Origin of the sequence: Paenibacillus arenilitoris (assembly GCF_014705655.1) — a bacterium.
GTDB lineage: Bacteria > Bacillota > Bacilli > Paenibacillales > Paenibacillaceae > Pristimantibacillus > Pristimantibacillus arenilitoris.
Map to the genome: position 1 here is coordinate 1 of NZ_JACXIY010000005.1, position 11825 is coordinate 11825.

The window sequence follows — 11825 nt, forward strand, 5'->3', positions numbered from 1 at the left end:
CTCTATTCGGCGAGTTCCCGGCACGTTTAACGAAATAAGGGAAAAGTTTGGCGCTATCCGCGCTGCCGATCCGCTGCCCAGGCGCATTTGGGCGCAATAAGGGAAATTAGTGGTCATATTCGGCGCGATCCCGGCACGTTTAACGAAATAAGGGAAAAGTTTGGCGTTATTCGCGCTGCCGATCCGCTGCCCAGGCGCACCTGAGCGCAATAAGGGAAATTAGTGGTCTTATTCGGCGAGTTCCCGGCACGTTTAACGAAATAAGGGAAAAGTTTGGCGCTATTCGCGCTGCCGATCCGCTGCCCAGGCGCATTTGGGCGCAATAAGGGAAATTAGTGGTCATATTCGGCGCGATCCCGGCACGTTTAACGAAATAAAGGAAAAGTTTGGCGCTATTGTTCCGGCGTTTGATTCCGTTGCAGCTACGGACGAAACCGAGGCTGAACGCCGCGATAAAAAAACGAACCGGCCTGTCATCCGGCCGGTTCGTTTTTTGTCCTGCACGACTACTTCATCCGCTTACGCCTTTGCTTGAGCCTGCGTACTCTTTGCTTCGACCTTCTCGCCTTCGATGACGTCGTCCTTCGTATCGGATACGAGCTCCTTCGCGGACGATTTGAATTCATGGAGCGTACGGCCGACCGCCCGGCCGAGCTCCGGCAGCTTGGAAGGACCGAAAATAATAAGCACGACGACCAGAATCATCAACAGTCCGGGAAACCCTATGTTTTGCAGCATACCGCTTCAACTCCTTCTAATCTTGATTATGCCCTTTCGGATAGACGGCCACGGCCTCGATTTCGATCAGCCAATCGGCGTTGACGAGGCCGGCTACCCCGACCGTCGACCGGGCGGGCTTGACCGGATTTTCCTTCGTATTGAAAAACTTCGCGTACGCGTTGAACCAGCCCTGGTAATCGAAGGCCCCCTTCAGCGCCGTATCGGGCGTCACGTATACCCTTAAATAAACGACGTCCCTCATCGACAGCCCTTGCTCCTTCAGCTGCTTCTCAATGTTAAGCAGGATGCCCTCTCCCTGCTTCTCGGTATTCCCGTAGCGCTCGTACACTGTCTTGCCGTCCTTGTTGAGCAGCGGAGGTACGGTGCCGCTCGTCGAGAAGGTCGCGGTTCCCGCGGGAACGGCGACGGCGCTGGAGATGGACGAGCTGGCGCTGCCGTAAAATTCCGGCTCGTGGATCGGGGTGAGCGGAAGCTTGTTCGGCGTCAGCGCGCTGGCGTAGACGGTCGCTCCGAGAAAGCAGGATACGATTGCCGCTCCGGCAATCAGTTTTACGCTTCGTTTCGTTGTCATTGTCCGCATTCCTCCCATTAATCATGATCGCTGCCGCATACTACTCTTTCATGACACGCTGATGGATGTCGGTCACGACCGCGCGGGCCGACTCGATGCCTCCCGCCATCCAGGCCGTAATGTAGCTGATATGCTCCCCAGCCAAATACACTCTCCGGTCCGGCTTGCATAGCGTGGGGTAGACCGTCTGGCGCTGGTCGCCGGAATAGGAAACCCATCCGCCAAGGTTGTATTTGATTCTCTTCCAATCCACGGAGAACGATGCTTCGAACTCCTTATGGTACTGCGGATGGATTTTCGCCCCTTGGTTCACCGCGTGAGCCTCGCGCTCCCGGAACGTCATCGCGCCAAGCTTATCCGCGTTCGCCCCGAAGGCGTAATAGCCGAGCAGCACGCCCTTCTTCTGCATGTAGCCCGTAGGCGGATAATAAATGGAGGATATATCCATATTCGTCAGCGTATTGCCTCCGTAAATTTGCTCGTCCTCTTCCCAGAAGCGGCGCTTGAACTGCAGGCCGATTTTGCCGGCCGACGCGTAGCCGATGCTGTCGATCGCCTGTTTCATCCCCGGGGAGAAGTCGGCCTTGATCGATTTCAGGACGGGCAGCGGGATCGTGCAAATGCAGTATTCGCCCTCGATTTTGCGCGTCTCGCCGGTCCCCAGATGCTTGAAGAAGACGGTGACGCCGCTGTCGCTCTGCTTGATTTCCACGACCTCGGCATGGTATTGGATTTTGCCCTTCAGCCGCTTCTCGAACGCGTTCGGAATCGCGTCGATTCCTCCGACCGGATGGAACATCATCATCTGCTGGTCGTAGCCGTACTCGCTGCTCAAATAGTTGCCGAAGCCCGAGTTGATGATGGCCTTCATGCTGAACGGATCGCGGACGACGCCGGCGTCTAGCCTCGCACCGGGTTCGTCCTTGTAGCCGCCGCGCGACGTGCCTTTGTAAAACAAATCCGCGTCCAGGCCGCCTTCCGTGCGGAGATAGGCGACGAGCTTCTCCTTCTCCTCCGCCGTGAGCGGCAAGTCGAGCGCCTGCTGGCTCACTGCCTTGGCCATCAGCTCGCTGACATAGCCCCTTACGTCCGCTTTCGCCTCGCGTTTTCTAATCTTTTGGCCGGACAGCTCGCCAACGTCCTCGTTATAGTAATAGGCGTGGTCGTTCACGTTGTTGAAAGGCTCGATCGGGATCCCGAATTTCCGGATATATTCCATTGTGACGTGGAACTGGGGGATACGCATCGGCCCGGCGTTCAAGTAAAGGCCGTCGTCGAACCGCGCGACCTGCTTCGAGGCGCCGATTTCCGCCACCGTCGTGCCGCGGCGCACCGACCAGATGCGTCCTCCCGAACGGGCGCGGGCCTCGAGAATGGTGCAATCGTAGCCGGCTTGCCCGAGCTCGTAAGCGGCGGTCAGCCCCGCGATGCCCGCGCCGAGAATAATGATCTTCTTACCGCCGCGCTTGCTCATCGACAGCTCGTTCATATCCGGCGGGACAAAATCCGCGGCCTTCAACGTTTCGGGCGACAGCAGCCCGAGCGTCCCCATTACGCTAAACACCGCCGCCCCGCCTCCTAGCTTGCCGACCGTGGTCAAAAACTGCCGTCGCGACATTTCTTTCGCCGTCTTTGTGGTCTCCATCCCGCTCGCTCACTCCCATTCGTCAGCTTCATTAGGTAACCCACCGACAAGATAACACGGAGTAAATCGGATGTTCTATTTTTATGTAAGATTTTCTAACATAAATGTTTTTTTGGATATTTCTATATCCCGATAAACTTCATGAATATAGGCTTGATAGCCTATGTAGATTTGCGATGATTACGATGGACGGAACCTTTTTTGTAGTGCACGAAGACCATTGTCTTTTTGAAGGACGCTTGCTAAAATCACTGCCAAAGACGTTTTTGCGTCAGGTTAATTAACTCGACATGTCGCTTTTCACCAAAGGATCAAATCAATACCCACTATTCGATTGTTCCAGGAGGCGATTCGATGAGCCAAAAAGTAATGAGCATCGGAACGGTAAGGGATTTGACGGGATTGACGGAAAGGCAAATTCGTTATTACGAGGACAGAGAGCTCGTATTCCCCGAGAGAAGCCCCGGAGGCGCACGGAAATTTTCGTTCGAGGACGTAGAGCGGCTGAAGGAAATCCATATGAAGATGAAAGACGGCTTCCATACGTTCGAGCTGCGCAAATCCATCGCCGGTCATCAATCGCGCACGTAGGCGCGGAAAGGAAGCGAGGCGCGATGAACAGACGAACCATAATGCCGCTGATGGAGCATATCATTGAACTGCGCAAGCTGATCATCGCGATACTTGGCGTATTCGCCGTTTCCATGGCGATCGGGATTGCCGTCTCGCCGCTTATCATCGATTACATCAAACATACGCCGCCCGCTTCCCGTATGGAGTGGAACGTATTCTCGCCGTTCGACGGCATCCGCATGTACATGACCGTCGCGTGCGCGTTCGCCTTTACGGTTTCCTTGCCGGCTGCGCTTTTTCTATTATGGAGCTTCGTGAAGAAGGGCCTTCATCTGCACGAGCGGCAAGCGGCTCTTCGGTATATTCCCTACAGCGCGCTTTGCCTGCTGCTTGGGATCGCGTTCGGCTATTACGTCGTACTGCCGATGAGCTTCTCCTTCGTTACGTCTATTTCGGAGAAAATGAACCTTGTCGAAACGTACGGCATTGCCCAGTACTTCAGTTTCATGCTCAATCTCATCCTGCCGATCGCGGCCTCCTTCGAGCTTCCGATCGTCGTCATGTTTCTGACCCGAATCGGATTATTGACACCCGAGCGGCTTCGCAAGTCGCGCCGTTATACGTACCCCGTTCTGGTCATCGTCGCCAACCTGCTGTCGCCGCCGGATTTTGTATCCGCGTTCATCATTCTCGTCCCGCTCGCCGCGCTCTTTGAAATCAGCTTGTTCCTCTCCCGCCTCGCGGATCGCAAGCGGCCGGAGCCCGAGACCGGAGCGGAAGCGGCGGCGTGAGTCCCGCCTTCGCCTAGAAACGCCAAAACAAGCCATTCCTTCGGCAGGAATGGCTTGTCCGGTTTGCGGCTCCGATTAATAGTACGGCGATATCATCAAGTAGACAACGACGCCGGTAAAGCTGACATAAAGCCAGATCGGCATCGTCCACCTCGCGATTTTGCGGTGCTTCTCGACCTTCATCTGCAAGCCGCGCACGACGGACATCAGCGCAAGCGGCACGACGACAATCGCCAGCACGATATGAGTCAGCAGCACGAAGAAATAGATGGGACGCAGAATGCCTTCCCCGCCGTATTTGGTCGACTCCGTCAAGTAGTGGTACGTTACGTACGAGACGAGGAACAGCGTCGTCGACGTGAAGGCCGCCCCGATGAACGCGCGGTGCATGCGCACGTTTTTCTTCAGGATGGCGGCAAGCGCAATGCACAGCGCGAGAAACGTAAAGCAGTTAAAAATCGCGTTCAACAATGGCAGGATCGTCACATCGAAGTGAACCTCGCCTTCGTAGGCCGGCAAGAAAAACAGTACGGCGATAATCCCTACGAGCACAACCGTCAAGACCGCGATGAGCGGCGTATAGTTTTTTTCCTTCAATCGTAAGCCCCCGTTTCGAAAATGCTCCAAGCTCTCTTTAACTCTATCCGATTGCCGCCGCCAAAACAATTCGATTTGCCCGCACTTTGTCACGAAATACCGAAATTTCTGAAGTCCGCGCGCAAAAAAAGACCGCATCGCTGTCGCTGTCGATGCGGTCTTCCTTCATTAGAATGCTTATTCGTAGATGTACGAGCAGCAGTAGTCCGTCACTTCAGTTACCTGAAGCTTGAACTTCGCGTTCGCGGGCACCGTGAATTCCCCTTCGCCTTTAATAGACTTCCATTCGGTTTCCCCTGGCAGCAATACCTTCAAATCGCCGGCCAAAATCTCCATGATTTCGACGCAGTCCGTTCCGAACTCATAGTCGCCTGGCAGCATGATGCCGAGCGTTTTTTTCGTTCCGTCCGCGAACAGCACGGCGCGGCTCGTTACTTTGCCGTCGAAGTAAACATTCGCTTTCTTGACGACCGATACGTTATCGAATTGAGACATAGGTTCCGTAATCTCCTTTTTCTATCGAATGCAGATGCCGGGGCGATGCGATTACAGCAGCGCCTTCACTCTGCTAACTACGTTTTCGACCGTGAAGCCGTATTCCTTGATGACGCGGTCGCCGGGAGCGGAAGCGCCGAAGCGGTCGATCGCCAGAATGTCGCCTTGATCGCCCGTGTAGCGTTCCCAGCCGAACGGATGCGCCATTTCGATCGCGAGGCGGGCCTTCACGTCCGGAAGCAGGACGGAATTTTTGTATTCCTTCGATTGCTTCTCGAACAAATCCCAGCTAGGCATGCTGATTACGTGAACCGCAATGCCTTCTTCCGCCAGCGCCTTCTGGGCGGCAACGGCCAATTGAACCTCGGAGCCCGTCGCGAGAATTTGCGCCTGCGGCTTGCCGCTTGCGGCATCGGATACGACGTAAGCGCCGCGTCGAACGTTTTCTCTCGCGCCCGTTACGGTGCCTTCGAGGATCGGCAAGTTTTGGCGCGTCAGCACGAGCGCAACCGGGCTGCCCGTGTTCTCGACCGCATAAGCCCATGCGGCCGAAGTTTCGTTCGCGTCAGCCGGACGGATAACCGTCAAATCCGGGATAATGCGGATCGAAGCCAGCTGCTCGATCGGCTCGTGCGTCGGGCCGTCTTCGCCGACCGCGATGCTGTCGTGCGTCAATACGTATACGACCGGCAGCTTCATAAGTGCCGCGAGGCGCACGGCCGGTCGCAGGTAGTCCGTGAATACGAAGAACGTGCCGCCGAACACTTTCAATCCGGTGTGCAGGGCGATACCGTTCATCGCCGCGGCCATGCCGAATTCGCGAACGCCGAAGTAGATGTTGCGGCCGTCGTAGCTGCCCGGCTTGAATTGGGCGAGGCCCTTCAAATGCGTCATGGTCGAGCTTTCAAGGTCAGCGGAGCCGCCGACCAGGTTCGGCACGTTCTTAGCCAGGCCGTTCAGCGCGTTGCCCGATGCTACGCGGGTCGAAAGAGGCTTGTCTTCCGCCGTGTAGGCAGGAAGATCGGCGTCCCAGCCTTCCGGAAGCGCGCCGGAGATCGCGAGCTCGAATTGAGCCGCCAGCTCAGGGTAAGCTTGCTTGTAGGCCGCGAAGCTTGCATCCCACGCCGCGTTCGCTTGCTCGCCGCTGCTTTTCACTTCCGCGAAATGAGCGCGAACCTCGTCCGGCACGTGGAATTGATGCTCTTCGCTCCAGCCGTACGCTTGCTTCGTCAATTTCGTTTCTTCGGCGCCGAGCGGGGATCCGTGCGGACCGGCATGTCCGCCTTTGCCGCCTTTGTTCGGGCTTCCGTAGCCGATGATCGTCTTCACTTCGATCAAGGTCGGTTTCGCTTGCTCCGCTTGCGCTTCGGCGATGGCTTTGGACAATGCCGCAAGGTCGTTGCCGTCCTCGACGCGCAGCACTTGCCAGCCGTAGCCTTCGAAACGCTTCTGGACGCTTTCGGAATACGACAGGCTCAGCTCGCCGTCAAGGGAAATGTCGTTCGAATCGTATAGCACGACCAATTTGCCGAGGCCAAGGTGGCCCGCGAAGGATGCCGCCTCGTGGGAGATGCCCTCCATCAGGTCGCCGTCGCCGCAAATCGAGTACGTGAAGTGGTTGATCACGTCATGGCCTTCTTTGTTATAGGTAGCCGCGAGCTGCGCTTCCGCCAGCGCCATGCCGACCGCCATCGCGATGCCTTGTCCGAGCGGACCGGTCGTCGCGTCTACGCCGGCCGTATGGCCGAATTCCGGGTGTCCCGGCGTCAGGGAGCCCCACTGACGGAAATTTTGCAGCTCCGCGAGCGGAAGATCGTAGCCGGCAAGGTGCAGCAGGCTGTACAGCAGCATGGAGCCGTGTCCCGCGGACAGCACGAAGCGGTCCCGGTTCACCCATGACGGGTTCGACGGGTTGTGCTTCATGTTTTTGGCGAAAAGCTGATAACCCATCGGCGCGGCGCCCATCGGCATGCCCGGATGACCGGATTTCGCCTTCTCGATCGCGTCGATGGCCAAGGTGCGGATCGTGTCGATCGAAAGCTGTTCAATCGATTTTTGTGTGACAGTCATTCCAATTTCCTCCTATGGTCTTCTCGTTATATGGTTTCTCGTAACGCAATGGCTCTGAATATTGTATCACTACGCATAATCGTTTTCCATCTTTAATCAACCGGAAAACGAATAAATATGCAGTTAGTTGAATACAACCGTTTTGTTATGATGCACGATGATCCGATCCTCGATATGCCATTTCACGGCGCGTGCGAGCACGACCCGCTCGATCGTCCGCCCGATCCGCTTCAAGTCGTCGACGTTGTCGCGATGGCTGACGCGCTGCACGTCCTGCTCGATGATCGGACCGCCGTCCAGCTCCTCCGTTACGTAGTGGGCCGTCGCTCCGATAATTTTCACCCCGCGCGTGTAAGCCTGCGCATACGGCTTGCCGCCGACGAATGCCGGAAGGAAGGAGTGGTGGATGTTAATGATGCGGTTCGGGAACTGCTCGATGAACTTCGGCGAGATGATCTGCATATAGCGGGCGAGCACGATCAGGTCGGCTTTGTCCGCGACGATCTCCATTTGCTTGCGCTCGGCTTCCGCCTTCGTGCTTGCCGTAACCGGAACGTGATGATACGGGATGCCGAACGACTCGACCAGCTCGCGCATGTCGGGATGATTGCTGACGACCATCGCGATATCCGCGTTGAGGTCGCCGGCCTTCCACTGCCACAGCAGCTCCAGCAGGCAATGGTCTTCTTTGGATACGAAAACGGCAAGACGCTTCTTCCGGCTTGCGCGGAACGTATGCCATTTCATGTCGAAGCGATCCGCGACTCTGGCGAAATCCTCGACCAGCACCGGCAGCTCCTTGTCCAAATCGTTCAAGTCGAACTCAAAGCGGATAAAAAACATGCCGCCCTCCGGATCCATCGAATATTGATCCGACTGCACGATGTTCGCGCCGTGCTCGTATAGAAAATGCGATACGGCCGCCACGATGCCCGGACGGTCCGGGCAAGAGATCAGCATGCGGGCGCGGCCGCCGTTTCCGCCGGACGGCTTCTCTTGGTCCAGCGGGCTAAATTGGGATGACATTTCCTTCAGACTTCCTTTCGCGACTATATAAATGAATGCTTCTTCTTAGTCTGCGCCAAGCGCTAGGCGTTCGCGAGCAGCTGCTTGCCGGCGAACCAAGCCGTGATACGCTGGTTGATTTGCTCTTCCGTCAGCAGGGACGGGAAAGGATTGCCTTCGACGACGAGATCGTAAAGACGCTCCATCGGCTCGCGCGGATCCGCTTTTTTCGCTTTCGCGTCGTTTTTGAGCAGATCCCACGTCGAGAGCACAAATGTTCTCGGATCGATCTCCTGCTTCCCGAAGAAATGATGGAGCCGCTCCAAATCCTCGAAGAACGGATCGCCGAACCGGTCGTACGCGTTGCCGCTGAGCAGCGCGATTTCCGCCTCGTACATCGGACGTTCCTTTTTGTCTTCCTTGCCGATCCAAGGCGTCTCGAGAATGAACGGCCGGCCTTTCAGCAATTCATGGTTCACGACGTTCTGAATCGCCTCGTGCCCGAGCCAGCCCGCTCCTATCGGGGCATGGCGGTCCTTCGCGGCGCCGCGCGGATTTTTGCTGTCGTTGACGTGCACGACGGCCACGCGGTCCAGCCCGACCACGCGGTCGAACTCCGTCAGCACGCCGTCCAGATCGCTCACGAGATCGTAGCCGGCGTCATGCATGTGGCAGGTGTCCATGCACACCGTAAGCCGGTGGTTGTCCTGGACCTTGTCGATGATCGCCGCGATCTCCTCGAAGCTGCGGCCGATTTCCGTTCCTTTGCCCGCCATCGTCTCGAGCGCGATATTGACATTCGTTTCCTTCGTTCCGGAGAGAACCTCGTTCAGCCCTTCCGCGATGCGGTTGATGCCGTACTCCGCGTCCTTGTCCGTATACGCGCCGGGGTGCAGAACGATATTGCGGACGCCGATTTGATTCGTCCGGCGGATTTCCTCCTGCAGGAACGATACGGCGAGCTCGAACGTATCTTCCTTGTACGAGCCCAAATTGATAATATAAGGAGCGTGCACGACGATTTCGTTGATGCCGGCCTGCTCCATAAGCGCCTTGCCTTCTTCGATGTATAGCGTATCGATCGGCTTCCTCCGCGTATTCTGCGGCGCGCCGGTATAAATCATGAACGTGCTCGAACCGTATGAAGTGGCTTCCTGAGCGGCCGTTTGCAGCCCTTTGTCCGAAAATGATACATGGGAACCTATTTTCAACATCTAATTTTCGCCCCTTTCGGTTGGTCAAACCTTATTTTACAAGGAATGTCGAAATAAATCTAGGAATACGCTATAATTCATTATTGAGGTGAAGGTTAACGATGAATGTTGCGCCTAATTGGTTTATGTATTTTATCGTTTTTTGGGCGATCGTAATGGTTGTCGCCATGTCGATCGGCGGATTTTTCATGTTCCGGAAATTTCTCAAGGTGCTTCCGATGCGGGACGGCAAGTCCAAGCTCGATTGGCAGAACTACTGGGTGGAGCGCAGCCGCAGCATGTGGAGCGACGAATCCAAGACGCTGCTCGATCAGCTGGTGTCCCCGGTTCCGACCCCGTTTCGCGATATAGCCAAACATTCCATCGCCGCCAAGATCGGCCAGGTGGCCATCGAGCACGGCGCCGATTCGGTGACGCGCGAGCACTGCATCGAAGGCTATATAAGAGCGACGCCGAAGCGCGACTACCGCAGCCTCGTCTCCTTTCTCGACCGCCAAGGCATCGACTATTCGCCCTATAAGCATCTGCTTAACAAATGAGTTTAGGCCGCGGCGCGCGGCTTAAGCTCATTTCTTTTTCGCGTCCGCCTGTTTAAAGGACCGGTTGGGCGTTTAAAGAAAATTGTAACCTTACGCGTACCCTTTTCGTTAATAGACATTAGGAGGTGGTTCTTTTGATGAACACATCGAAACGAAGAAGAAGCAAAAAAACAGCAGCAGCAGGAGCCCTTCTTCTGGCCGTCATGCTTGCCGCGTCGGCTTGCAGCGGCAACGGCAACGGCGCGGCAAATAACGTAAACGAACAGCCGGACAGCACGAACGAAGGCCCCGTCGTCGACCTGCCGGAACAAAGCGGCGTCATCGAGCCGGACGTTTCGGGAGCCGAGCCGACCGAGAGCCCGGACAATAGCGGTGAAGCGACCGAGGAACCGGCGAACGAACCGGTCATATCCGGCGAAGGCACGTACAGCGGCATGATGGATTCGCATTCCATCGAGATCGAGACCGCGGACGGCGCGATCGCCCTTCAAATACCGGAAGAGCTGTCGACGACGATCGACAGCATTCCCGCAGACGCGAAAGTAAAGTTCGAATATACGGAAAAAGCGGTTGAAGGCGATGCCGGCTTGAAGCAAAATTGGCTCGTCAAAATCGAGGAAGTCAAATAGCGGCCGATAAAGGAGCGATAGAGAGATGCGAATTGCCATTGCCGGCGGAACGGGATTTATCGGAAGCGCGCTGAAGGAAGCGCTGCTGAAGCGCAGCGACGAGGTATGGATTATTTCGCGCCGGGATGCGGGCGCTCGGGGGCCGGTTGCAGACAATCGGAAGCCGGATGCCCGGCTACATAACGTAACCTGGTCCATGCTGGAAGATGAGCCCTCCTTACTGGAAGGAATGGATGCCATCGTCAACCTCGCGGGCGAATCGATTAATCAGCGCTGGACCGCCGGCGCGAAGAAACGCATTCTCGATTCGAGGCTTTCGTCATCGGCCCGCATCGCGAAGCTGGCGCATGCGCTGGAACATAAGCCTTCGCTTCTCATTCAAGCATCCGGCATAGCTGCTTACGGCAGCTCTCCGGATGCTGTTTTTGATGAGTCCGGCGCGATGGCGGATAACGATTTCTTATCGAATGTCGTGCGCAGATGGGAGCAAGCCGCGGATTCGGTTCCGGCCGGGAGGCATGTCTTGCTGCGGACGGGCGTCGTGCTTGACCCTAAGAAAGGCGCCTTCCCGCTGATGGCTCTGCCCTACCGCTTGTACGGCGGCGGCAGAATCGGCAGCGGCAAGCAGTGGGTATCGTGGATTCATATCAAAGACATGGTCAGGCTCATTCTCTTCTGCCTCGATCACCAGCGGATCAGGGGCCCCGTCAACGCCTGCGCGCCCGAGCCCGCCATGAACGACGAGTTCGGCCGGGCGATCGGCAAGGCGATGGGCAGGCCTCACTACTTGCCCGTTCCCTCCTTCGCCATGCGGGTGCTGCTTGGCGAAATGTCCGCCTTGCTGCTGGACAGCCAAAGGGCGCTCCCGCGCAAAGCGCTGAAAGGCGGGTTCCGCTTCCTCTATCCCGACGTCGAAAGAGCCATGCTCGATTTAGTCGGCCGCAAGTAAGCAGCG

Annotated in this window: 13 protein-coding genes; 5 read left to right on the forward strand and 8 right to left on the reverse strand. The window is 56.6% G+C overall.

Going from position 1 to position 11825, the window contains the following annotated elements; translation table 11 throughout:
• Nucleotides 1–519 precede the first annotated feature (519 nt).
• Genes IDH41_RS04135 through IDH41_RS04145 form a run of 3 tightly spaced genes read right to left on the reverse strand, consistent with a single transcriptional unit; the run spans nucleotide 520 to nucleotide 2957 of the window.
• Nucleotides 520–738: a twin-arginine translocase TatA/TatE family subunit gene (locus tag IDH41_RS04135; protein WP_190858563.1), complete on the reverse strand. Its 219-nt coding sequence runs from the start codon at nucleotides 736–738 to the stop codon at nucleotides 520–522.
• A gap of 16 nt (nucleotides 739–754) precedes the next feature.
• A complete protein-coding gene (locus IDH41_RS04140; protein WP_190858565.1) occupies nucleotides 755–1312 on the reverse strand; it encodes a RidA family protein in 558 nt (185 codons plus the stop codon).
• A gap of 40 nt (nucleotides 1313–1352) precedes the next feature.
• On the reverse strand, nucleotides 1353–2957 hold the full coding sequence (locus IDH41_RS04145) for a flavin monoamine oxidase family protein (protein ID WP_190858567.1): 1605 nt from the start codon (nucleotides 2955–2957) through the stop codon (nucleotides 1353–1355).
• 354 nt (nucleotides 2958–3311) lie between these two features.
• Here IDH41_RS04145 and IDH41_RS04150 point away from each other — a divergent pair, with 354 nt between their 5' ends.
• On the forward strand, nucleotides 3312–3548 hold the full coding sequence (locus IDH41_RS04150) for a MerR family transcriptional regulator (protein WP_190858569.1): 237 nt from the start codon (nucleotides 3312–3314) through the stop codon (nucleotides 3546–3548).
• A 23-nt stretch (nucleotides 3549–3571) separates the two neighbouring features.
• Nucleotides 3572–4321 carry a twin-arginine translocase subunit TatC gene (tatC, locus tag IDH41_RS04155; protein WP_190858570.1) on the forward strand — a complete coding sequence of 250 codons (750 nt, stop codon included), beginning with the start codon at nucleotides 3572–3574 and terminating at the stop codon, nucleotides 4319–4321.
• A 75-nt stretch (nucleotides 4322–4396) separates the two neighbouring features.
• On the opposite strand, the gene IDH41_RS04160 is transcribed toward tatC, so the two are convergent.
• From IDH41_RS04160 to IDH41_RS04180, 5 genes are all read right to left on the reverse strand, one after another.
• Nucleotides 4397–4918 carry a DUF420 domain-containing protein gene (locus IDH41_RS04160; protein ID WP_223829436.1) on the reverse strand — a complete coding sequence of 174 codons (522 nt, stop codon included), beginning with the start codon at nucleotides 4916–4918 and terminating at the stop codon, nucleotides 4397–4399.
• Between the two features lie 177 nt (nucleotides 4919–5095).
• Nucleotides 5096–5413: a pyrimidine/purine nucleoside phosphorylase gene (gene ppnP / locus IDH41_RS04165; RefSeq protein ID WP_190858574.1), complete on the reverse strand. Its 318-nt coding sequence runs from the start codon at nucleotides 5411–5413 to the stop codon at nucleotides 5096–5098.
• Nucleotides 5414–5464: 51 nt separating this feature from the next.
• On the reverse strand, nucleotides 5465–7483 hold the full coding sequence (tkt, locus tag IDH41_RS04170) for a transketolase (protein WP_190858575.1): 2019 nt from the start codon (nucleotides 7481–7483) through the stop codon (nucleotides 5465–5467).
• Nucleotides 7484–7606: 123 nt separating this feature from the next.
• Complete coding sequence (gene purU, locus IDH41_RS04175; protein ID WP_190858576.1) at nucleotides 7607–8509, reverse strand: formyltetrahydrofolate deformylase; 903 nt, start codon at nucleotides 8507–8509, stop codon at nucleotides 7607–7609.
• Between the two features lie 62 nt (nucleotides 8510–8571).
• Nucleotides 8572–9702 carry a deoxyribonuclease IV gene (locus IDH41_RS04180; protein ID WP_190858577.1) on the reverse strand — a complete coding sequence of 377 codons (1131 nt, stop codon included), beginning with the start codon at nucleotides 9700–9702 and terminating at the stop codon, nucleotides 8572–8574.
• Between the two features lie 101 nt (nucleotides 9703–9803).
• Here IDH41_RS04180 and IDH41_RS04185 point away from each other — a divergent pair, with 101 nt between their 5' ends.
• The 3 genes from IDH41_RS04185 to IDH41_RS04195 all read left to right on the forward strand — a co-directional run bounded on the left by IDH41_RS04185 (nucleotide 9804) and on the right by IDH41_RS04195 (nucleotide 11819).
• Nucleotides 9804–10241, forward strand: coding sequence for a DUF2621 domain-containing protein (locus IDH41_RS04185; RefSeq protein WP_190858579.1), 438 nt, complete (start codon nucleotides 9804–9806; stop codon nucleotides 10239–10241).
• 137 nt (nucleotides 10242–10378) lie between these two features.
• Nucleotides 10379–10870, forward strand: a complete 492-nt coding sequence (locus IDH41_RS04190) for a hypothetical protein (protein ID WP_190858580.1) — start codon at nucleotides 10379–10381, stop codon at nucleotides 10868–10870.
• Between the two features lie 25 nt (nucleotides 10871–10895).
• A complete protein-coding gene (locus tag IDH41_RS04195; protein ID WP_190858581.1) occupies nucleotides 10896–11819 on the forward strand; it encodes a TIGR01777 family oxidoreductase in 924 nt (307 codons plus the stop codon).
• The last annotated feature ends 6 nt before the right edge of the window (nucleotides 11820–11825 follow it).